This window comes from Margalitia sp. FSL K6-0131, assembly GCF_038008735.1.
GTDB classification, from domain to species: Bacteria; Bacillota; Bacilli; order Bacillales; family Bacillaceae_C; genus Margalitia; species Margalitia shackletonii.
The window spans coordinates 4,041,843-4,063,696 of record NZ_JBBOZS010000001.1 but is presented as its reverse complement, the minus strand read 5'-3'; the positions used below and the strand labels follow the sequence as shown (position 1 = coordinate 4,063,696).

The following is a 21,854-nucleotide window of genomic DNA, read 5'->3' as shown; positions in this document are numbered from 1 at the left end:
AATAGTGAATTAATGATAGGGAATAAATAAATCGTTTTGATTTTGGAATAAAATGTTAATGTAATATGAATAATAAAATAATAGCAATGTCCTATGATGAGGAGAAGTAATTAAATTTAGCTTGAGTTAGGGTGGTTGAGAACCTAGCAAGAAGAAATTTATTGAATGGACCTCGAAGGAATAAGGTGAAATCTATCTAAGTGGTGGGCTGCATCTTATAGCAGATAGAGTATGTCAGTACTTGATAATGAATGGTGTAATATATTTATTATTACACAATTTAGGTAGCAACACGGAAATGATCTCCGTCCTATTAATTAGGGCGGGGATTTATTTTTTCTAATAAAAATATTAAAGAGAAAACACGGTTGAATTACAACACCAATATAATAGGTTTATCATGATTGCAGATCAACAAGCCTTAACGGACAATGCAAGAAATCCCGAAAAAATTAGAGAGTGTTGAAGTATTGAAAAAGGGAAGGATAGTTGGGTCGGAGCAGAATGGAATGATTTACCTTTATAGGGGGACAAAAGACCAAGAGGAGGGAAAAACGAAGTCGAGATGTCCTTTATAAGGGTTCAAAAGACCAAGAGGAGGGAAAAACGAAGTCGAGTTGTCCTTTATAAGGGTTCAAAAGACCAAGAGGAAGGAAAAACGGAAGCGAGATGTCCTTTATAAAGGTTCAAAAGACCAAGAGGAAGGAAAAGCGGGAGCGAGATGTCCTTTATAAGGATTCAAAAGACCAAGAGGAAGGAAAAACGAAGCCGAAGTGTCCTTACAGGGGTACAATGACTTTCCTTTTTTCCGAATGATGATACTTAAAACGGTGAGAATATAGGTTTATAGTTTTTGGGCATATGCCGTTACACAACAATAAAAGTGTACATATTTTATAGATATTAACCCAAGAGGAGAGATGTCTTTCATGTATGCTTATGGAAACTACGATTTACCTCAATATCCGTCTATTTATTATCCATATGTGCAGCTAAATGAAAATGAACTCTACAGACAACAACAATTATCACAATTATTTCAGCTGCCGCAATGGACTCAACTTCAACGCAGAGTTAATCAGCTTGAAAGGCAAAATGATCAACAAGAAAGAGAAATTGACCAGCTTAGACGACGTTTACAGAGAGTAAACCAGCGACTTCGTACAGTCGAAAGAAGACTAAATATTCATATCACTCCTTTTGAAGGAGAATATTAAAAAAGTAGAAAACCGAGCGAATAGTAGCTCGGTTTTTAATAAAACTTCTCCAATCATTTATGTAAAAGGAAATGATCAGGGAAGTTTTTTTATTGCTTGCCTTAATTTATTTCCGCCTATTTTTTCTTAAATAAGCGCCATACTAATAGTATTCCTCCTCTTTAACCTCAACACTGAAGATTTAAATTCTAATATTATATAATTATTCCTATATTTGAATACTAATAAAATTTCACCATATTATAAAAAATACTTTTTAGAAAGTTATCTTTATTGTAAGATTAATTATGTTTTCTTATATTTAATTCTTAAATTAGAATACAAATTTTAGAAAGCGTTTACATCTATTACCTTTTATTAGAATAGCTTTACAATGCCACATAACGAACTTAGAAAGGACATGATAGGATGGCTGTACCGAAGGAAAAAGTAACTTATTCTACGCCAACAGAACAAGAAGCGCACAAATTAAAGCGAGGATTAAAATCCCGCCATTTAACAATGATCTCAATTGGTGGAGCTATTGGCACCGGTTTATTTCTTGGGAGCGGGGCTGCAATACATACTGCAGGTCCTGGGGGAGCACTCCTAGCTTATGCTCTAGTAGGTGCAATGGTGTTTTTTGTCATGACGAGCTTAGGAGAAATGGCAGCTTTTATGCCGACAAGTGGTGCATTCAGTACGTATGGAACAAAATTTATTGACCCAGCATTTGGATTTGCCTTAGGTTGGACCTACTGGTTTAACTGGGCTATGACTATTGCCGCTGAATTAACGGCATCCACTATGATTATGAAGTTTTGGTTTCCAAATAGTCCATCTCTATTATGGAGTTTATCGTTTTTACTGCTAATCTTTCTATTAAACTATTTATCTGTTAAAGGATATGGTGAAGGAGAATATTGGTTTTCGTTTATTAAAGTTTCAGCAGTTGTCATTTTTATCATTGTGGGTGTTTTGATGATATTTGGGATTATGGGCGGAGAAGTGATTGGTTTTAAAAATTTTACCGTTGATAAAGCCCCATTCCCAGGCGGATTCCTTGGTGTTTTTATTGTATTTATTGCCGCTGGTTTTTCCTTTCAAGGAACAGAAATTGTTGGAGTCGCGGCAGGCGAAAGTGAAGATCCAGCAAAAAATGTACCAAAAGCGATTAAGAGTGTTTTCTGGAGAATTCTCCTATTTTATATATTAGCTATTTTTGTAATCGGTCTCATTATTCCTTATACGAACTCTAACCTAGCAAGTGAAGATGTTATGGTGAGTCCGTTCACACTTGTATTCAAAAAAGCTGGCCTTGCTTTTGCAGCCTCTCTAATGAATGCCGTCATATTAACAGCCGTTTTATCAGCGGGGAATTCCAGTCTTTATGCTTCTACCAGAATGCTGTATTCCATGGCAAAAGAGGGACAGGCACCGCGTATTTTTGCAAAATTGAATAAACGGGGAGTCCCGGTGGCAGCCGTCATATTGACATGCATTGTTGGAATGCTTGCCTTTTTATCATCTATCTTCGGTGACGGAATTGTTTATTTATGGTTAATGAATTCAATCGGAATCACAGGCTTTATTTTCTGGCTCGGTATTTCCATTAGCCACTATCGATTCCGTAAAGCCTTTCTTGCTCAAGGGCATTCACTGGACAAGCTTCCTTACCGTGCAAAATGGTATCCATTCGGACCTATTTTTGCCATTATCATTGGACTAATTGTCATTTTAGCTCAAGACTACCAAGCTTTTCTTTCTGATAAAATTGACTGGGGCAGTGTAATAGCGGCCTATATGGGTATACCTCTATTTCTTTGCCTGTGGTTTGGCTTTAAATTTATAAAGAAAACGAAAGTCGTTCCTTTAGAAGAATGCGAGATTATTTTTGATTACGAAAAAAAATATGATTAGAGAAAAGATATAAAAACCATCAGTAAATAATGTTGAATAACAATTTACTTTTTTAATTAACTATCTGTTGAATTCCGCTTCAGGCAACCACCTTTCCGCGGGAGGCCCAGTGCTTAGGTTTATCTTTGAACACAGAGTCTTACGCTTCAATCAATATTAACAAAGAGCTTTAATCAAGGAAGCTATTCCCCCTGGAATAGCTTCCTTTTTTCTATTCATTAGATAAACTGCTAATGCATTTATAAATCAATTGTCATTGCAGATAAAATCGGCATTAAACATCCAAATAAACCGAAGAATGGCGAACCGTTTGTGATGACAACCATGGACGAACTATGCGAAGAGAAAAATAAGAAATTGGACCTGTGAATTTCATATTCCTATTATTATTTTGGAAAATTTGACCTATTCTCATAACTATTGTTATAAGGTATAGTATTAAACCATAAGTAATGAAATCTTACCAAAAGTTCGCCAGAAACCTAATAAAAGAATACTCCCCTATACTCATGAATCGGAGTGTGAGGTATGATAAGCCGGATTGAAAACTTTAGATTCAAAACAAGGACGATGCTGGAGTCTACTCATCATCTTTGGAAAGAATGGATCCGTAAACATCCGTGGATTTTGCGTATTTATGCTATTTTCTCTTGGGCTTGCTTGATTGTCTTCGTTCTCAGTTTAATTTTCATGAAAGACTCACGAAAAATATTCGTTCAGTTTTTTTGGTCGTTTTATGTGATTTTACAATTTTGGCTTTTATGTCGCAGTAAAACGTTGTCATGGAAACAGTATACATATTTCTTTCTTGCTGGAGCATGGCTGATCGTGCCGCTGAATTCCATTTTAGTAGGTTCGATTACCGCGCTTTTCGGCGGGAAGGCAACAGATGTATGGAGCCAAGCTATTTTAACACCCATTGCGGAGGAAGTGTTGAAATTGATCCCGCTTGGTGTCTATCTTTTTTTGTCACGCCGTGCTTCATCCTTAAGTTTATCAGACTATGCCCTTATTGGAGCTGCATCGGGAGCCGGTTTTCAATTTTTAGAGGAAACAACCCGACGTTTAATATCTGGAGATCATTATGGAGTTTCCTTTCTCTCTGGAAAAGTGCTTCATTGGGATTTGTTTACATTGTTTCCTGGGTATTTTGAGGAAAGTCTTTTGCCCGATAAAATGACCGCTGGGCATTCATTACTCACGGCAATGATTGCATTGGGAATCGGGTTTGCAGTGAGGTATCAAAATCGATTTAAGCGTTATACCTATATCTTTCCCATGTTCCTTATGGTTTGGTCTATTTTTGATCATGCCATTTGGAATGCTGACTATCACGTTCCGAAATGGCTAGATGGGATACATCATTTGTTCGGAGGCGGCTATGCCTCAAAACCACTATTTTTACTGATGCTCGTCGTTGCTTTACTTATCGATTATTGGCAATTAAACCAATTGAAGAATCATATTCCGAAACTTGAAGGCGAAAAAAACATTAATCCTGTAATGGAATTATGGAACTTGGCTAAATCTCTCATAAAGGATCGACAGCGGTTTGGTTCTTTGCTCTACTTCTACAGAGAACGAAGGGAACTTGGTTTTACATTCATACATGGGAGTGCTGAAGCGAAGAGTCGTTTGCCGGTGTTAATGGCCAATGTTCAAAAGTATCATCAAGCGTTAACACTAATTGCAGCAGCACTTTTGTTTGTCCTTGTCCTCGTCCAATGGGAAAATTCATATGGTGGTCCAGTAGCTTGTTTTGCCTGTCTGTTTGATAATCTACAAAATTGGTGGGATGGCTTGTCCGGATGGGAGAAGGGAATCATTATTGCCGGAGCATTTACCTTATCAGTGCCTTTTCTTGGAGTCTGGTCGGCTATCGGCGCTGTTTCAGCCGGGGTCGGATTTGCAGCCAGCGGGCATCAAACGGCAGATATGATACGGAATCCTAAAAAATTGCTTACGCCGGAATATGCAGCTGCAGCTGTCTTTACTATCGGGTTTAGTCGTTTACCATTTGGAAAAATTGCTGCAGCAAGAGTTTTGAAAACGACAAAAGGATTTACAAGACATGAATTTACGACTACTGGTGGTCTAACTTATCGTACCATTCATGGAAGTCAAGGTGAACTGCGGTCTGTTTTCGCAAAAATTGAAAAGCGTCATATTAAAAAAGGGACCGATACTAATAATGCGTCCAGAGAATATGTAAGAAATCTTGGGAAACAGACAGATGATGCCGGTCATGGAATAGGAAAAACCTTGGAGGTCTTGGAAGCATCAACTCAGGAAATATCTTCCCACAAAACCTGTCCATTAACAGAGGGAGGTTCAGACAATTTGAAACTATGATTGCAGATGAAGTGAAAGCAGGGAAAACTGTTTTTGTTCGTGTCGTACCCAAATACACTGTCGGTTCCACAAGACCATTTGAGGTTCTATATCAAATAAGGATCGATGGAGAAACGATCACGAGGATTTTTCCAAACCCTTAAATCAGAATGATTAGTTTTAGGAGACGATATAAGATAAACTAAATTTATACTGAAACGGGAGATGAAAGGAAATGGAGTCTAGTTATATATTAAAAATGGATCCGTCTGATCAGCAACAAAAAGAAAGTGACCAATCATTTATCGGTGGCCATCCTTGTATTCCTGCTTCTATGGAAATTCCAATTTGCCAACTATGCGGTGCAGAGCAAACCTTCTTTTTTCAAGTAGCATTTCCTGAAAGCCATAGATGGCATGATCTATCAATGGCAGTATTTTCATGCACTTCTTGTGCACATGAAGAATACCTTATCCCGGAAATGTTACAAGATTCCCTGCATGGTGTAGACATCCCAAAAGGCTTTTTGGAAACTTATCAGCGTAATTTTAAAATCATTATGTTTGAAACCAAAGACAGCATTTTGCGAAAGGATTACAAAGAAAAGGTCCAATTTAAACGCTGGAATCTTGCACCTGTTTCTGAAACTGCTATCAATGAAAATAGAATAGGCGGACAACCGAACTGGTTACTGGAAGATGAAACTCCAGCTTCTTACAATTCAACTGTCTCAATGTTTTTTTTAATGCAACTTATGGAGGAATTTAAATTCGATATCGTACCTGATGCTCCTCCGCAAACTGTAATTAGCTTAAGAGGGAAACCAGAGCCTTCGAAACATCGTTATTATGAACTTTTCCTTGCCAACCAGTTATATTTTTTTGGAACGAATAACCGTTCAGAACCGCTCGTTTATATTCTTACACAGGTATAAAGTCAAGTTCTATAAAATGGTAAAAATATATAAGCGTATATATGTAGATTACGAGCTGGTAAAAGCATCAATAACACTTCAAAATCCCAATATTACAGCCATCATCAATGAAATAGAAATTTTTAGACTGTATTGGAAAAAAGCAATCTGTTGCAAAAGCTGGTGATGGGAAAAGGGGTTAGGAAAGTGTAGGTGCTCGATTGTTCATTTAAACGTTATTAAATTATAATCGGGGTTATCAAATGTTAAAGTATGCAATAATTGAGGGCTGTTTTGCAATAGGGTTAATTTTATCCGGATGTGGACAGCATATTAGTCAATCCTCAGATAGTAAAAGCAAACTCTCGTAATAATAAATCCTCTTACTAGGCATATGAATATAAAAGTGATTTCATAATGATCACTTACGGGGCTCAGGTTTTTTTTAAGCTATTACTGGGGTCAATTTTGTTATGCTATTTTTTGGGTTTTTTACTTTATCTATTTTCATTGGAGTTTTAGTACATTTCTTCACAAGCAAAATTACTATCTTCTATTTTATTAGAATTAAATATTGGGAAAATCATTTTGCTTGAAAATATACAGATTAAAGATTGTTCCATAAATATGATATAATGTAATTAGATGGTAATCGCAAGGGGGGTGTCTATATGGATACAATATTAATTAATGTTGGAATGAGTATTCTGATTGGCATGATCTTTATCATTTGTGGATTAATCTTACTTTATAAGCCCCCAAAGGATATTAATGGACTATATGGCTATCGAACTAAACGGTCCATGAAAAACATGACTCTTTGGCAAGAAGGAAATAAATACAGTGCCAAGCTATTAATTAAATATGGTATTTCAATAATGTTTTTGGGGATTATTATAAGTTTTATTATTACAAAAGTTGAGTATGCTCTTCTTATAATCATTTGCCTGATGATATTAGCATCAATCATTTTGATACTAACTGTGGAAAAGAGACTAAAACAACTAGAGAACATATCTTAATTATAAACTCTCTCTTCATTATATTCACTTGAATTAAGAAATAAACTAACGGAAGAAATCAAAGAATATTTAGTATCAAAGAGTGACCGTGAATCTATAGAAGAACTCGCAGATATCTTGGAGATAATTCATTCCTTGGCAAAAATGCATAATAAATCTTTTGAAGATATTGAGAATGTAAGACGTAAGAAATTCATTGAACGTGGCGGTTTTGATAAGAGGTATTTTTTAGTAAGTACAACCACACCCTCATAAATTTAATCAAGTTGGTTCATGTAGTTTAAAAGAACTCTGTTTTCGTGAAAATTGTAGCTATTTAGATAAATGAGGTAAAATAGAATTACTGTTACTTTACTGAACTATCGGGAGTTTAATTGCCATTGTAGAAGTATTTTCAGAAATGGTGGAGTCTCTTCTCATTATCTATTATTTTTACATTTGGAGGCAAAAATAAATGGGTCATACATTAGGACTTCAGTTATTTGATAGCTTAAAGCCGGAGTTAACATCGTTCTGTTATAGAATGTTAGGATCGATCGATGACGCAGACGATGCCGTTCAAGAAACCTTTATTCGTGTCTGGGAAAATTGGAACTCATTCAGGCAGGAGTCCTCTTACAAAACGTGGGTTTATCGCATTGCATCAAACTTATGCCTGGACAAGCTAAGACAAGCGAAACGCCGCACTCGTCCCGTTGACTTTTCCGATGCCGCTACATCTATTATCGCACCCAGCGAAACGTTACCTGACTCATCCTGGGTCTGGCCAGCTCCCGCCGTTTCGGAAAATCCGGAAGATATCCTCATTCGCAAAGAAACGCTTCAACTATGTTTTATAACACTCTTGCAAACCTTGCCTCCACGTCAACGTGCTGTTCTCCTTTTGAAAGACGTATTCGAATGGTCCTCTAAGCAGATTGCAGAAACGTTAAGAATGTCGCCGGCAGCCGTTAACAGCGCCTTGCAAAGGGCTAGAGAGACGATGGATCGTTCGAAACATCGTTCTGAAGAATATAGCTTGATGGATCTCGAGCCTGATCAAGAATTGCTCTCACGGTATGTGGAAGCGTTTGAACAATTTGATATCCATGCACTGGTCGCCTTGTTTCATGAAGAAGGCCATATGTCTATGCCACCTTTCCCAATGTGGGTGTGCGGCAAGGACAATTTGTTCCAGTTTTTCACGCTTATGCGCTGGCATTGCGAAGGATCGCGTTTTTTGCCAACTACGGTGAATGGCGGTTATCCCGCTCTCGCTCAATATATTCCGAGCAACGACAAATCCTGCTTGGTCCCCTGGGGCATTCACGTCATTGTCATGAAAGACAAGAAGATCTTCCACATCCAAAATTTCATTAACGCAAAATTATTTTCCAGATTTGGGCTACCTGAACAATTAGACCGATGAATTTTGCAATCGAATTTCGTCTAAATAAATGAGAATAAAAAAACAATAATCGATTGAGATCATTGTAAAAGGAGGATTTTCATGGATAATAATCTGAATCAAACTTTCGAAATTGCAATTACGCGCGTATTCGATGCCCCTCGCGAACTCTTATTTAAAGTATGGACAGAGCCCGAGCATTTCGCGAAATGGTGGGGACCAAAGAGGTTCACCCTCGAAGTCGTTAAAATGGACGCTCGATCAGGTGGCGAGTTTTTAGGTATTCAAACGTCTCTTGACGGAAAAGAGGTTATGTGGGGAAAATTTGCATACCAAGAGGTTGTTGAACCTGATAAAGTGACTTATATCCGATCCTTTTCTGATGAGCAAGGCAATACGGTCCGAGCTCCTTTTAGCTTGAGCTGGCCTCTTGAAATTATGAATATCATAACGCTAGAAGATGACGAAGGTAAAACTGTTTTAAAATTGAAGGGTTTCCCTGTGAACGCTTCCGCTGAGGAACAAGAAAACTACAAACGTATGGCTCCAAAGCTTCAACAAGATCTTGAGGGTACTTTCGATCAACTTGCCAACTATCTTGTCTCCCTGAATTAGAATGCGATAAAAAACTTAATCACTTTGAATATTACGTTTCAGGTGAGAATTTTGTTCAATAAAATAGGAGCAGTCTAGGATTTTATTTTTATCGTCCATGGCTGCTGCTGTTTCGTTTTTCGCATTAGTCTAATACCTATTTTTTGGGTTTGACGGATTGTATATCGAAAAACTGCACGGATACACATGCAGTCTAATGGGTTTCCGCCATCACAATACCCGTCATGTCATTGAAACTCCATGATTCAAAAGCCTCCATATGAATACTTTTCCAAACCTTAGCGTATCCATTTATGAAGGTATTGCATAGCAGCTAATATTGGTATCGAAAATTTTTTTTAGAAAAATAGTTGACACCCTCGCTACTCGGTGTTACGATATACTTGTAATAAGCAATACTTAATAGCTTCAAGCTATTAAGTAAAAATTTACCTCGGTACTAAGTTATACTGAATATAAGTCATGCAAAATAGAGGTGGCTCTGAACATGGAAAAATAGCCGTAAATATAGGTATTAAACTATTTTTAAGAAAAATAGTTGACATCTCTCACTACTGAGTGATACAATGCACTTGTAATAAGTAATACTTAATAGCATGACTCCCCAAAAACTATCGAGTAAAAATTTTTACCTCGGTACTAAGTTATACTGAATATAAGTCAGACAGAATAGAGGTGATTCTGAACATGGAAAATTTAACTGAAATGCTGAAGGGTTCGCTGGAAGGCTGTGTACTGGAAATTATCAGCCGCCATGAAACATATGGCTACGAGATTACCCGCCGCCTGAACGAACTTGGGTTTACCGAAGTCGTGGAGGGGACGGTCTACACGATCCTCGTGCGATTAGAAAAGAAAAAACTGGTGAGCATACAAAAAAAACCGTCGGATATGGGGCCACCCCGCAAGTTTTACACACTTAATGAGGCTGGCCGCAAGGAGCTTGAATTGTTTTGGAAAAAATGGGATTTTGTATCGTCGAAAATCAATGTCTTAAAGTCAACCTAGCTTCATAAGATATTCTGTCCGATATTTTTGGAGTGTCTTATTCAGCTTTATAAAATAGGAGGAAAAATAACATGATGGAAATGTTCAAAAAAATGATTGGTGATAAAAAAGAATACAAGATGATGATGGCACGGGTAGAAGCTTTACCTGAGGACTACCAGTATGTATTTAAGAAAATTCAAAACTACATGTGGAAATTCACAGCGGGCAACGGAATGGATATGTTGCAAATACAGTATGAATTAATCGATTTATTCGAAGCCGGTGCAGCGGAAGGCAGAGAAGTGCTGGAAATCACTGGGGACGACGTAGCATCCTTTGCCGACGAATTAGTGGCAAACGCTAAAACCTATGTTGCCAAGTATCGTGAAGATTTGAATGAGAGTATCTTGAATCGCTTGGGAAAAAAATAAACTGATTAAATAATGCTGACTGAATAGCTGGTTACTAATATGAATTGCCACCTTTGTTATTCAGTTATATTTTTTACTCGGTAATAAGTGGTACAGATTACCAGTGATGCTAAGTAGAAGAGGATAGGCATTCTAGCTCCGAAAGGCGCTTATTATAAGGAGGAAAAAAGGATGAGCAATGCAGCGATTTCTGTAAAAGGATTAAAAAAATCTTTTAAAGACAAGGAAGTCTTAAAAGGGGTAAATTTTGAGGTGCAGCGTGGCGAAATTTTCGCTCTGCTGGGCTCAAATGGAGCGGGCAAGACGACAACGGTCAATATCCTCTCTACACTTATGAAGCCTGATGGCGGTGAAGTAGGTATTTGCGGGTTTGACGTCCAGCGTCAACCGGATCAGGTTCGCCAGAACATCAGCCTGACAGGGCAGTTCGCAGCTATAGACGGAATGCACACTGGGAGGGAAAACCTGATGATGATCGCCAAGTTGCGGGGAGTTTCTAATCCCGCACAAGTCGCCGACAATCTGCTTACAAGATTCAGTCTGACCGATGCGGCCAACCGCAGGGCGGACCAATATTCCGGCGGGATGAAGCGCCGGCTTGACATCGCCATGAGCCTGATCGGGACGCCAGCAATCATTTTTCTCGACGAACCGACGACAGGGCTTGACCCCGAAGCGCGGATTGAAGTCTGGGATACCGTTAAGGAGCTTGCCAACGGAGGCACGACCATCTTGTTGACAACCCAGTACCTGGAGGAAGCCGAACAACTGGCGGACCGCATCGCCATCCTGCATGGCGGAAAAATCATCACGACCGGTACCCTTACCGAACTCAAAGAGATGTTCCCGCCAGCGAAAGTGGAATACATTGAGAAGCAGCCGACTTTGGAGGAAATTTTCCTAGCGATCATCGGCAAAAAGGAGGAAATGTAAATGAAAAGCAAAACAGGTGTATTACTAGGTCGATTAATGCGCAACATCATGCGTAGCCCAGATACGATTATCACGGTGGCGATTACGCCGATTATGATGATGCTGCTGTTTGTCTTCGTGTTTGGCGGTGCCATAAAGACAGGGACAGATAACTATGTCAATTATTTATTGCCGGGAATCTTGCTGATGGCTATCGCATCCGGTGTTGCTTACACTTCCCTGCGGCTGTTTACGGATATAAAAAGCGGTTTGATGGCGCGTTTCATTACCATGCCCATTAAGCGCTCGTCGGTATTGTGGGCTCACGTCTTGACTTCACTTGTTTCCAATGCACTTACTATTGTGGTGGTTTTCCTGGTTGCACTCTTGATTGGCTTCCGTTCCAACGCTGATATTCTGCATTGGCTTGCAGTAGCTGGGATACTTGGGCTATTTACGCTGGCACTGACATGGCTGGCGGTCATTCCCGGATTGACAGCGAAGTCTATGGAAGGGGCGACAGCCTACTCGTACCCGCTGATTTTCCTGCCGTTTATCAGTTCGGCCTTTGTTCCCACCGAATCCATGCCTAAAATTGTCCGTGTGTTCGCTGAGAACCAGCCTGTAACTTCGATCGTGAATACGATTCGTGCTCTCTTGTATGATGGGTCTGTTGGCAACGGTATCTGGATCGCGCTTGCCTGGTGCGTCGGCATCATGATCATCGCTTACTTCTTTGCAAGTAAACAATTTAAACGCCAGTTAGGGTAAGTTCACCATTTAGGATTAGTCACATCAATAACGCCGCTGTGGTCATTTTATGTAGTATTTTAGATCTATATAAAAAAATTAGGGTGTTGATCAAACAGATCTGCACCCTAATTTATTATTTGGACTTATATAAGTAAAGGAGAAGTTTAGCTAAAGAAGGAATTTTTATGGTAATAAAGAATATAACAACAGTGGTTTGGTGCAAATTTTGTTTAAGTCCGCTAACTTTGATACTTCTTATTCAAACGGGTGCAGGCATTAAAGTTTCAGCTGCCAATACGGTGGCTTTTTCTTCTTCAGCTACCGGGAAGATTTGTTTAATAAATGATTAGAAAATTAGAAATAATAGAAAGGATGTTATTATTGGAAGTAAGACAAATGGCAACTGCATTCTTAATTCATCAAAACAATATGTTAATGATGAAGAAAGAAAAGAGTAAAATCTTCATTTTGAATTTTGGGGTGGTATTGGAGGTCATATGGAATCTACTGAACTTAATTCTCCAATGGAAGCAAGTTACAGAGAAATCGAAGAAGAGACAGGATTTAAAAAAGAAGAAATTAAGAACTTTAGGCTTAAATACATACTGCTTGAGAAAAATAGCGGAGAAATACGTCAACAATATGTCTACTTTGGAGAAACAGAGCATATTAACTTTACTCCTTCTGAAGAAGGAGAATTATTTTGGATTCCTAAGAATGAATTATTAGGCTTATATACCTCAAAAATTATCAAATTAACCCTTAAGCACTATTAGAGTAATAAAAGCATATGTAAGCAAAACCCCTTCCATTGGATTGAAGGGGTTATTATATTTTATTTTTTCTCGTTAATAACGAATAGAACATAAAATATAATAACCCCTTCCATTGGATTGAAGGGGTTATTATATTTTATTTTTTCTCGTTAATAACGAATAGAACACCTGTGAGAATTAAGATAGAGCCTATCCAAAACGTTACTCCTATGCTTTCTCCTAAAATAAGCCACCCAAGTAAGGCTCCAACTACGGGTTGAAAGAAGAAAAATAATCCTCCACTTGAGGCATTAAGCATTTGTAACCCACGATTCCAAAGTAAAAATCCACCTGCCGTTGAGACAATACCCAAATACAAGAGTCCACCCCAAATGGTTGGATGAGTCAGTTGTGAGATATTCATTTCATCGTGTAACCGCGGCAATACAAAAGGAGTCAGCACAATTAAAGCTACCAAGATAGAATAGGTGGTCACCACAATTTGTGAATAATTACTGGGCAAAAGCTTTACAAGTACAGACATGAGTGCCCATGTTAAAGCAGCAATAAGTAGGGAAATACCACCGAGTGAACTGGACATATTCACATCACTAATTCCAACAATCAGTATTACTCCAATTGTTGCTAAACCAACGGAGATTCCCTTTTTTAATGTCATCCGTTCTTTAAGGATGAAGCCGGCAAAAATCACCATAAATGCTGGTGTTGATGAAGTGATAATTGCTCCCATTTGTGCTGTGGAAAGCATAGTGCCAGTTTCCTGAGCAACAATTGAAATGGCATTGCCTATGATTCCAATTGCTATGATTATGATGACATAACGTTTTTCAATCCGCCATTTTTGTCTTGTTATCAAGCCGATCACGAGAAGTGTGACAATCGCCACTAAATAACGCAACCACACAAGTTCCAGCGGAGGTATGACAGCTACCACAACTTTAACAACAACGTACATACCGCCCCAAATGCTTGAAGCTAAAATTAAATATAATGAACCTAATAAGGTGTTTTTCATTTTTTGTACCCTCCGTTTTGAAATTAGGTCGACATTTGCCCCTAACGGAGAGATGTAGTCACGCCTTCACTCCACTAAGAGCAGAAGTGTGCTACTGGTACATCATTTTCAAATAACGGAGTCCAATACAATATTATCCCTCCTTGTACGTTTCATTTTTTAACTACAATTACATATATTTTATTATAGCAAATACGGTGTTATAAGGGTTTATTAATATATGATAGTAGATGGTAAAAAAGTAACGAGGAGTTTTAGTTAATAATCAAACTTTTATATAAAAGTATCATTCTTCTTTCAAAAAATAAAAGTTAATCTATACAACTGTATTTTAATCGCATGTCAGTCTATAAAAACGTCAAAGACGATAAATTTCGCTATTCTTTTATGCAATGAGAAGCTTTTCCTAGAAGGAAGAAGAGAAGGTGTAAAGCAAACTGCGTTTTGCATGTAATGTTATTGTTTCGCTTTTGTCCACGATTCACAAATAAATCTTGCGTCCGATGTTAACCATTGAATGGCTGCAGGCTTCTCAAAAAGTCTATTGTGTTCTAAAAATATTCGTTTCGCATATGGAAGACGCATTTCTCTTATGGACTGATTCACGAGATTTAATATATTTTTTTCCGCTTGTGTTAATTCGTTAGATCTGCCTGTCACTGCTTCTTCCTGCATGATTTTAAAAATTTGCTTTGCATTGTTGTTTAATAATTGATAATTCTTATATTCATTAAGATATTTCCATTCTTTTTGAATTAAGGAGCGAACCTTTGAATAATTGTTTTCATTCGAATAATGATTAATTAAATTTATGGTAGTTTCGATTCTCACTAACAGATCCCCTTTGTCCCGAATCATTTCATATAAGTAAATATACCTAAATTTTCAGGTGGTTGGAATAAGAAAAAAGAACTATAAAAAGGTGATAATCTGTAAAACTGAAAAAATCTAGCCGATGGCTAGATTTCCCAGGTAGAAAGTTTCCTATAAAAGGAGGGATTAATCTTTTATAAAGTTTATTCTAGCTGATAAATGTTAAGAACAGATAAAAATTATAAAACGAATTTATAAATAGTTGATGACATTTTTATTACTTGGACCATTCTTTTTCTTGTTTGAAGAAAGAATTCATCAGAAAGAGATTTTTAAGTAACAAATTTTCCCTTCTGCTAATTAGCCCCTTTTGTTTTAATAAGGAATACTGCATTATTCCTTTGCCTAATGCAATAAAGGAAAAGATGGTAAATGTTATAAAGATACAAGCGAATATTGGCACCCACGGACAGTTATTTATATCATTAAAGGTGTTGGATAAAAATGTCGGCCAGGCAATCGAAGTATTTTCAATCTTATAAAACGCTATATGTGTCCCAGGAATACCGCCAATTTGAGTTAATTTTTGGGCAACGAAAATATTGAAAAACCCTAATTGTCCAAGTAAAAATAACATGTTTCCCATATGCAGAATAAAATAGGAAAGCCATTGTGAAAAACAACCTGGTACATAATACCATCTCCACAGACCGAAAGTCCTTGTGCCAGATACAATGCCAGCATCGTAATATGCTGTTTGCTGTATTTCCTTTACTGATTTATGTACAAATTCAGCTGCTTTTCCAACCTCTAAAAGGATAATTACACTAATTGTCCAAATAGGTCGCTGCTGAGAAAAGATAAAAAATGGGATCGTTGTCAGTAATACAACGAAGAAAAATACGGGTATTCTAGAAAATAAATAATTCCATCCTTCTAGTATTCTTCTTAAAATTGGTATATGCGCTGATAATATTCCGAATGGAAGAGCCAACAGAATGGTAATAATAGATATTACCCCAATCTCAATGATGGTAGTCCTTGTTCCTAGAATTAATGCACTGTACATATCTCTTCCAGCTGCATCGGACCCCAGTAGATATCGTCCCGATGGTGGGTAAGGCGGGAGAATAAAGTCTAAATTTCCACCTTTGCCTAAAATATAAGATTTTGGGGCTAGTTGACTATCAATCTTTGGCAAATGCGGTCCAAAAATAAAAACAAAAGCAATAATGCTGCATCCTATAATACCAATCCATAATAGAGGAACTTTTCTCATGATTGCTCATCCTTTCGAATTGGAATAAGAAAATGTCTGATAATTTGATTAGCCCATTGAGCCAGCAACAGAATGACCATGAACCCCAAACTAAAGCCAATTACGGTTGGTGTTTCAATTGGAAGAATTGTATCGTTGGAGGCAATCATGTCTTTTACCTTAATCGCTTCCATAAGCCTTGTTCCCATTCCGCGATATAATGTCATATACTCCACTAAAACCATAGAAGATAGTAATGTTAAAATGATAGGCATAAAATGGATAAGAATTTTAGACCAGCAATTTCGTAAGACATGCTTCCAGAGAATGATCCATTCCGGTACTCCTTTTGCTTTAGCCGTAAGAATATAATCATGGCCATCTTCTTCTTTCAATGCTTGAGTAGTATAACTGGCTATTACGGCTGCCGGATACATGGATAAGAATATAATAGGTAAAAAGATATTATACCAATGGGCATACCCATATAGTTGAAGATGCGGAAAAATACGATTGATGGTCATGGAAAAAATTAATTCTATAATGATGATGACAAAGAAATCCGGAATAGATTGTCCTAACCAGGTTGTCCCTTCACCAAAGACTTTCCACAAACCGCCGTTACGACGATAATCAAATACCCCTTTTAAAATTCCAATTAGAAAACTGAAAATCAAAGCTGGAACTAAAATCGCAATACTTCTTATTCCGTAATGCATCAGTTCCCATTCAACCGGCTGTTGATCTATTGCCTTTCCTAAACTCTTATTTTCTTTTACTTCCGAAATAAAATGAGTGATATTATCCTTATAACCTGACCATGTAAAATGGTAGGACATCACATCTGTGACATCGACGCGTTTTACTTCAATTTCCCTTGGCAGTAAAATAATCAAAACTAGAACAACCATCATTACTATCCAAAGAAATAGACTGCTTGATAAACGAAGAAGTAATTTCATGAAGGACTCCTTTCTAAAACAAAGTGAGAGTTAAATTATATCACAAAATAGGGATAATTTTCATATTTTTTAGATAAAAGGTTCTATTCAATTATTTTTCGTAAGTATTTATTATGCAGATGCGACAATACAATTAGGCATAAAATTCCTCCTAAAAATGCTAAAGACATATCCCATTCGGAATCCCACACATCCCCTTGGGTGCCAAGAAAATCCTTAGCCGATCTTCCTAATATCTCAGCTCCCAGCCATTCCATGATTTCATATAAAGCTGAAAGTGCTAGTATAAAGGATAATGTGATAATAATGAGCCATTTTGATGGTCGAAGGCATGACTTTCGTATTAAAATTTCTCTAATGATAATTGCAAAAAAGCCTTTTGCAAAATGGCCAAATCGATCATATTCATTCCTTTGTGTATGAAATTTCTCTTTGAGCCAATTAAATAAAGGAACATCATCATACGTATAATGGCCACCAATAAACATTAGAATCATCAAAATTGTAACGATCAAATAAGAGAGAGTCGTAAAGCGAAATTTCCGATATGTTACAAGTAATAGTAATATGATAAGAACCGCTGGAGAAACCTCTAAAACCCAAGTTAAATAATCCGCTGCTTTTATGGAAGACCAAATAAAAACACAAATAATAATCAAAAGTAAAAGTAAATGAATCCATTTAGATTGTTTAGACATGAAGATATCCTCCTTTTTATGAAATAGTTTTTCCAATATAGTTGAAAAGATAAATAAGAAAAGCGCAAGCCGATAGACTGCTTACGCTAGACAAGATTAAACATGTTAAATTATTTAGATGTTGAAAAATTTTATACTTAACTATCCTTAAAAAAGTATGGATTTGAAAAATTTTAAAAATTATAATTGAATTCAAGATAATTGGAAATATTCTTTAATGGGAGTAAATCAATGAGAAAATTAATAATAGGTATGTGGCACAGTGTAAATGTGGAGGAATGGAATCAACTAAATATGGGGATGATCAACGGTTTGGAAGCATCTCAATATGAAAAAGAAGAGGATTGGAATAAATTAAGAGATTTTTGTAATGAAAATAATATAAGCTATGGCATTCATTCGCCTATTTATGGAAATAAAAAAATGAATTTACCGGAAATTACTTCTAGTGATGCAGAAAAAAGGAGAGAGGCGGAAAAGTGGATAGAAAGGGAAGTGGAATTAGCTTCGAAATTTGGTGCAGACTATATCCTGTTTCATTATCCTTTTCCATCCATTACACCAAGACAGGTTGATTATGAATATTGGCCAAGGAAAGTTGACTTTCCGACCCTTAAGTGGAATGAATTATCGAGAGAAGAGTTTCTGAATCTAAGTCATCATATATTTAAAAGATTAATGGATATCCAGGAAAAATATAAACAAAAAATTGTTCTGGAATACGATTTTTTTGGAGAATATGAAGAGGAATATCTTCAAATAATTGAAATGTATAAAGATATTCAAATCGTCATAGACACTCAAAGATTAGATGTACATAAACGTGCCTTTCCAGGGTTCGATCCCTATCCATTTTTGCGGAAAGCAGCACCATATGTCTATTTGGTTCATCATAGTACCACCCTTTACAGTGAACATTCTAAGCGACATGTTCCAGTAATACGAGAAAGTATAGATGATCCGCAATATGGGGATGCACATCAATACTTAGTTTATCTTTCGAAGTACAATCAAACATTTCATCTTCACTTCGAGCACAATCCGACTCTGGTAACAGAAGATCAATTGAAAGAATGCTATGAATTGGCTAGACAGGTGATGTTCCAAAGAAATAGTTAGGTTAAAGAAAAAAATCCCTCACTTCCGCATGTAAAAAGAGAGGGATTTTTATAATGTTGTATAAATAAGGATTATATTTGCGAATTTGATACAAGCGGATTCAATATTTTCGGATCATTTAGCAGTTCAGTAAGTGCTAATTGTAACGTTCCCTTCGTCATAGCTTTTTCTTTGAAGCTTAGATCATATTTCAACATATTTTTTACAATTTCAGATCGCAATCCTGTAAGAACTGTTTGACATCCCATCATAGAAATGCCATCAATAATCTGAATTAGCTTTTGAATAATTACCGATTCCATTTGTGCAACACCGGAAAGATCAATGATTAAGAATTGAATATGGGTGTCTCCGATGTGATCAATGACTTTATTCCCAATCGTTTCAATCCTTTTTGAATCGATAGCACCAATTAATGGAAGAATGCAAATCGCTTCTGTTATCGGGATAATAGGTACAGATAAATTTTCCACTATTTTCATTTGGGACGAAAGGAGTTCATCTTTGTATTTTGAATAGCTAATGAAGAAGTGGTTTAAAAATTGATCAACCATCGCATTAATATTTTTCTCCATCGAAAAAAAGTCCTCATGGTTAGTCTTATCAATCGTCATGTTTGTATAGTTAAATAGAAATTCCCAAAGTGTTCGGCGAATAGCTTGCACCCACTCTAATTTAAACGCTAAAGTTAAAGAATGCTTGGCCCACGCAATTCCTTCATTTTTGGCAAACTGAATTAATTCATGCTCTCGATTATCCACTATGAATAAGGTAAGCTTGTGAGCATTTTCTATTAGATTAATATTTCCGACTGCCTGTATTTCGGCTATTTTATCTTTAACATTGATGGCCTCACATAATAATTGCTCTTCGAAACTTTGTCTGTTTGTGATGAAAAAATCTCTAATCGAAGTATCTTTTGCACATTCAAGTTTCAATCTGGAAACGCTCCGCTTCGTTATTATATTTTGTATGGGTAAAGTAACTTTAAAGCTAGTCCCGATATTTTCCTCACTATCTACACTGATTTTTCCGCCATGTTGATATACAACAGAAAAAACTTGTGTCAGCCCCATTCCAGTTCCATTTTCCTTTGTAGAATAGAAAGGAGTGCCCAATAATGACAGTTTTTCTTTTGGTATTCCGATTCCAGTGTCACTTATAATAACTGTCGCTTCGTCTTGTGAAGCGAAGTGGGTTATTTTTATGGTGCCAGTTTCAGTAATCGATTCAATGGCATTTTTTATAAGATTGAAGAATACTTTTTTTAATTGATTCTTTCTCCCTGAAATAGGAATATCTGCATTTTGAAAATCGGTAATGATATTAATTTTATATACTTTATCCTGAAATAAGTTTAAGATCGTTTCCAGTTCAACGGCTAAATGAATAGGCTGAAATTCCTCATCTTCAAGATCCGGCTTGGAAACTTGTAATAAATTATTCAAAGTAATTAAGGCATTGTCTAATTCTGACTGTGCGATTTCTATGTATTCTTGTTTTGAATCTTGCTCTAAGAGCTGCAAAAAGCCCTTCACTGCAGTCAAGGGGTTCCGAACTTCATGTGCAATGCCTGCGGCAATTTGGCCAACAGATGCTAATTGACTTAAATGAGCTTCTTCATTTAAGCCATTTTGCCTAGGATGACTTTCCTTCATGCCATACCACTCCTAAAAAAGTATTACAATAGTTTTGAATTATGTAAAAGGTCTTTATTCGAGTAATTTTACTAAATTAAACCAATTTGGTAAATGGATTAGTGTAAAAATTATGAATAACATGACTTTGTTCCTGCAAGTAAAAAAGGAGACAAAATTTATAAATTGTCCCCATTTTATTGAAACATTTGAATAAAATACTTTGCATTTTTGGATAAATATCTATCTTTTTGCCAAATAATAGCTGCCTCAGTTGTGATTGTGGAATCACAGATTTCGAGCACTTTTATATGATCAGACGGAAAGGAAAGAAGAGCATCCCTTGGAATAATCGTTGCTCCGATTCCAGCGGAAACAAGGGATAAAATCATTGAAACATCCGGACATTCACAGACAATTTTCGGTTCAAATCCGTGCCGTCTGCATTCATTTACTACTAGTTCAAATTGCCCAGAACCTTGAATGCGATGGAGCAGCAGCAGCGGCAGATCTTTTAGATCCAACATACTGATTTCGTTTTTAGAAGGCTGTATGTTCATAAATTCGTTTGGAAGAACCGCTACATATGGATCCTTGGATAAGCGAATAAAAGAGAAATCGTTAAGGTCCATTGGAAGCCGAGTAATACCAACTTCTATTTCTCTATTTTTTAAAAGCTCACCAATGACAAAGGTGTCCCCTTCCCTAAGTTGTAGGGTGACTAATGGATATTTTTGGAGATATTCTTTCATTTTTTGGGGCAAGTGGGCAAAGCATGACTTTACGGATCCTATCGATAAGACTCCCCGAAGTCCCTCATTTGATTCACGTACCTCATCTATTGTTTCTTCTAATTGTTTTAGTAAATTTTGTGCGTGCTTATACAGTACCTCGCCAGGTTGTGTGAGCTCTAACTTTCTGCCATTTCTTGCGAATAGTGTAACCCCTAATTCTTCTTCCAAAAGCTTTAGCTGATGACTGAGCGGAGGTTGTGCCATGTGTAGTTTTTTTGCCGCACGGGTTATTTGTCCCTCTTGGACAATAGTGGAAAAATAGCGCAATTGCTTAATATCCATCTTATCTCCTCCCCAAATTATTTTTTGCAT

22 protein-coding genes are annotated in these 21,854 nt (G+C 36.8%); 15 read left to right on the top strand and 7 right to left on the bottom strand.

The annotated features are described in order from the left end of the window. Positions 1-929 precede the first annotated feature (929 nt). From NSQ59_RS19935 to NSQ59_RS19875, 14 genes are all read left to right on the top strand, one after another. The gene (locus tag NSQ59_RS19935; RefSeq protein WP_055741010.1) at positions 930-1,217 is read left to right on the top strand and encodes a hypothetical protein; all 288 of its coding nucleotides are present in this window, start codon (positions 930-932) and stop codon (positions 1,215-1,217) included. 408 nt (positions 1,218-1,625) lie between these two features. Next, complete coding sequence (locus NSQ59_RS19930; RefSeq protein ID WP_340832473.1) at positions 1,626-3,116, top strand: amino acid permease; 1,491 nt, start codon at positions 1,626-1,628, stop codon at positions 3,114-3,116. Positions 3,117-3,644: 528 nt separating this feature from the next. Continuing rightward, complete coding sequence (locus NSQ59_RS19925) at positions 3,645-5,468, top strand: PrsW family glutamic-type intramembrane protease (RefSeq protein WP_340832472.1); 1,824 nt, start codon at positions 3,645-3,647, stop codon at positions 5,466-5,468. Further along, positions 5,396-5,611: a DNA/RNA non-specific endonuclease gene (locus NSQ59_RS28000; RefSeq protein ID WP_445669245.1), complete on the top strand. Its 216-nt coding sequence runs from the start codon at positions 5,396-5,398 to the stop codon at positions 5,609-5,611. The genes NSQ59_RS19925 and NSQ59_RS28000 overlap by 73 nt, the downstream gene beginning before the upstream one ends. Before the next feature lie 71 nt (positions 5,612-5,682). Next, the gene (locus NSQ59_RS19920) at positions 5,683-6,381 is read left to right on the top strand and encodes a hypothetical protein (RefSeq protein WP_340832471.1); all 699 of its coding nucleotides are present in this window, start codon (positions 5,683-5,685) and stop codon (positions 6,379-6,381) included. Positions 6,382-7,031: 650 nt separating this feature from the next. Continuing rightward, a complete protein-coding gene (locus tag NSQ59_RS19915; RefSeq protein WP_055741006.1) occupies positions 7,032-7,382 on the top strand; it encodes an SdpI family protein in 351 nt (116 codons plus the stop codon). Between the two features lie 454 nt (positions 7,383-7,836). Then, entirely contained in the window at positions 7,837-8,790 is a 954-nt protein-coding gene (locus NSQ59_RS19910) for a sigma-70 family RNA polymerase sigma factor (protein ID WP_340832470.1), read from the top strand. Positions 8,791-8,871: 81 nt separating this feature from the next. Next, the gene (locus tag NSQ59_RS19905) at positions 8,872-9,384 is read left to right on the top strand and encodes an SRPBCC family protein (protein WP_055741003.1); all 513 of its coding nucleotides are present in this window, start codon (positions 8,872-8,874) and stop codon (positions 9,382-9,384) included. A 687-nt stretch (positions 9,385-10,071) separates the two neighbouring features. Next, on the top strand, positions 10,072-10,392 hold the full coding sequence (locus NSQ59_RS19900) for a PadR family transcriptional regulator (RefSeq protein ID WP_055741002.1): 321 nt from the start codon (positions 10,072-10,074) through the stop codon (positions 10,390-10,392). A 71-nt stretch (positions 10,393-10,463) separates the two neighbouring features. Then, positions 10,464-10,805, top strand: coding sequence for a DUF1048 domain-containing protein (locus NSQ59_RS19895; RefSeq protein ID WP_055741001.1), 342 nt, complete (start codon positions 10,464-10,466; stop codon positions 10,803-10,805). Between the two features lie 171 nt (positions 10,806-10,976). Further along, complete coding sequence (locus NSQ59_RS19890; RefSeq protein WP_055741000.1) at positions 10,977-11,738, top strand: ABC transporter ATP-binding protein; 762 nt, start codon at positions 10,977-10,979, stop codon at positions 11,736-11,738. Further along, on the top strand, positions 11,739-12,488 hold the full coding sequence (locus NSQ59_RS19885) for an ABC transporter permease (protein WP_055740999.1): 750 nt from the start codon (positions 11,739-11,741) through the stop codon (positions 12,486-12,488). It begins immediately after the preceding gene. Between the two features lie 167 nt (positions 12,489-12,655). Beyond that, positions 12,656-12,820, top strand: a complete 165-nt coding sequence (locus NSQ59_RS19880; RefSeq protein WP_340832469.1) for a hypothetical protein — start codon at positions 12,656-12,658, stop codon at positions 12,818-12,820. 147 nt (positions 12,821-12,967) lie between these two features. Further along, positions 12,968-13,246, top strand: coding sequence for an NUDIX hydrolase (locus NSQ59_RS19875; RefSeq protein ID WP_340832468.1), 279 nt, complete (start codon positions 12,968-12,970; stop codon positions 13,244-13,246). 136 nt (positions 13,247-13,382) lie between these two features. Here the strand turns inward: NSQ59_RS19875 and NSQ59_RS19870 are convergent, their stop codons facing one another. The 5 genes from NSQ59_RS19870 to NSQ59_RS19850 form a co-directional block, all read right to left on the bottom strand. Further along, complete coding sequence (locus tag NSQ59_RS19870; RefSeq protein WP_055740997.1) at positions 13,383-14,261, bottom strand: DMT family transporter; 879 nt, start codon at positions 14,259-14,261, stop codon at positions 13,383-13,385. A gap of 456 nt (positions 14,262-14,717) precedes the next feature. Next, positions 14,718-15,092, bottom strand: a complete 375-nt coding sequence (locus NSQ59_RS19865; protein WP_340832467.1) for a hypothetical protein — start codon at positions 15,090-15,092, stop codon at positions 14,718-14,720. Between the two features lie 259 nt (positions 15,093-15,351). After that, on the bottom strand, positions 15,352-16,353 hold the full coding sequence (locus NSQ59_RS19860) for a hypothetical protein (RefSeq protein WP_055740995.1): 1,002 nt from the start codon (positions 16,351-16,353) through the stop codon (positions 15,352-15,354). Then, complete coding sequence (locus NSQ59_RS19855; RefSeq protein ID WP_055740994.1) at positions 16,350-17,294, bottom strand: ABC transporter permease subunit; 945 nt, start codon at positions 17,292-17,294, stop codon at positions 16,350-16,352. The genes NSQ59_RS19860 and NSQ59_RS19855 overlap by 4 nt, the downstream gene beginning before the upstream one ends. An 83-nt stretch (positions 17,295-17,377) precedes the next feature. After that, entirely contained in the window at positions 17,378-17,992 is a 615-nt protein-coding gene (locus NSQ59_RS19850; RefSeq protein WP_340832466.1) for a DUF2238 domain-containing protein, read from the bottom strand. 231 nt (positions 17,993-18,223) lie between these two features. Here NSQ59_RS19850 and NSQ59_RS19845 point away from each other — a divergent pair, with 231 nt between their 5' ends. Beyond that, on the top strand, positions 18,224-19,111 hold the full coding sequence (locus NSQ59_RS19845) for a sugar phosphate isomerase/epimerase family protein (protein ID WP_055740992.1): 888 nt from the start codon (positions 18,224-18,226) through the stop codon (positions 19,109-19,111). A 71-nt stretch (positions 19,112-19,182) separates the two neighbouring features. Here NSQ59_RS19845 and NSQ59_RS19840 read toward each other — a convergent pair whose 3' ends face one another. Together NSQ59_RS19840 and NSQ59_RS19835 are read right to left on the bottom strand one after the other, a co-directional pair. Continuing rightward, entirely contained in the window at positions 19,183-20,769 is a 1,587-nt protein-coding gene (locus NSQ59_RS19840) for an ATP-binding protein (protein ID WP_083489401.1), read from the bottom strand. A gap of 176 nt (positions 20,770-20,945) precedes the next feature. Beyond that, positions 20,946-21,824: a LysR family transcriptional regulator gene (locus NSQ59_RS19835; RefSeq protein ID WP_055740991.1), complete on the bottom strand. Its 879-nt coding sequence runs from the start codon at positions 21,822-21,824 to the stop codon at positions 20,946-20,948. Positions 21,825-21,854 lie beyond the last annotated feature (30 nt).

What these genes read in the sequence shown, in the direction of transcription:
- NSQ59_RS19855 (WP_055740994.1), bottom strand. Translation starts at nt 17,294, where the DNA reads ATGAAATTACTTCTTCGTTTATCAAGCAGTCTATTTCTTTGGATAGTA.
- NSQ59_RS19905 (WP_055741003.1), top strand. Translation starts at nt 8,872, where the DNA reads ATGGATAATAATCTGAATCAAACTTTCGAAATTGCAATTACGCGCGTA.
- NSQ59_RS19895 (WP_055741001.1), top strand. Translation starts at nt 10,464, where the DNA reads ATGATGGAAATGTTCAAAAAAATGATTGGTGATAAAAAAGAATACAAG.
- NSQ59_RS19870 (WP_055740997.1), bottom strand. Translation starts at nt 14,261, where the DNA reads ATGAAAAACACCTTATTAGGTTCATTATATTTAATTTTAGCTTCAAGC.
- NSQ59_RS19850 (WP_340832466.1), bottom strand. Translation starts at nt 17,992, where the DNA reads ATGTCTAAACAATCTAAATGGATTCATTTACTTTTACTTTTGATTATT.
- NSQ59_RS19835 (WP_055740991.1), bottom strand. Translation starts at nt 21,824, where the DNA reads ATGGATATTAAGCAATTGCGCTATTTTTCCACTATTGTCCAAGAGGGA.
- NSQ59_RS19875 (WP_340832468.1), top strand. Translation starts at nt 12,968, where the DNA reads ATGGAATCTACTGAACTTAATTCTCCAATGGAAGCAAGTTACAGAGAA.
- NSQ59_RS19885 (WP_055740999.1), top strand. Translation starts at nt 11,739, where the DNA reads ATGAAAAGCAAAACAGGTGTATTACTAGGTCGATTAATGCGCAACATC.
- NSQ59_RS19840 (WP_083489401.1), bottom strand. Translation starts at nt 20,769, where the DNA reads ATGAAGGAAAGTCATCCTAGGCAAAATGGCTTAAATGAAGAAGCTCAT.
- NSQ59_RS19860 (WP_055740995.1), bottom strand. Translation starts at nt 16,353, where the DNA reads ATGAGAAAAGTTCCTCTATTATGGATTGGTATTATAGGATGCAGCATT.
- NSQ59_RS19845 (WP_055740992.1), top strand. Translation starts at nt 18,224, where the DNA reads ATGAGAAAATTAATAATAGGTATGTGGCACAGTGTAAATGTGGAGGAA.
- NSQ59_RS19925 (WP_340832472.1), top strand. Translation starts at nt 3,645, where the DNA reads ATGATAAGCCGGATTGAAAACTTTAGATTCAAAACAAGGACGATGCTG.
- NSQ59_RS19910 (WP_340832470.1), top strand. Translation starts at nt 7,837, where the DNA reads ATGGGTCATACATTAGGACTTCAGTTATTTGATAGCTTAAAGCCGGAG.
- NSQ59_RS19880 (WP_340832469.1), top strand. Translation starts at nt 12,656, where the DNA reads ATGGTAATAAAGAATATAACAACAGTGGTTTGGTGCAAATTTTGTTTA.
- NSQ59_RS19890 (WP_055741000.1), top strand. Translation starts at nt 10,977, where the DNA reads ATGAGCAATGCAGCGATTTCTGTAAAAGGATTAAAAAAATCTTTTAAA.
- NSQ59_RS19935 (WP_055741010.1), top strand. Translation starts at nt 930, where the DNA reads ATGTATGCTTATGGAAACTACGATTTACCTCAATATCCGTCTATTTAT.
- NSQ59_RS19900 (WP_055741002.1), top strand. Translation starts at nt 10,072, where the DNA reads ATGGAAAATTTAACTGAAATGCTGAAGGGTTCGCTGGAAGGCTGTGTA.
- NSQ59_RS19930 (WP_340832473.1), top strand. Translation starts at nt 1,626, where the DNA reads ATGGCTGTACCGAAGGAAAAAGTAACTTATTCTACGCCAACAGAACAA.
- NSQ59_RS19920 (WP_340832471.1), top strand. Translation starts at nt 5,683, where the DNA reads ATGGAGTCTAGTTATATATTAAAAATGGATCCGTCTGATCAGCAACAA.
- NSQ59_RS19915 (WP_055741006.1), top strand. Translation starts at nt 7,032, where the DNA reads ATGGATACAATATTAATTAATGTTGGAATGAGTATTCTGATTGGCATG.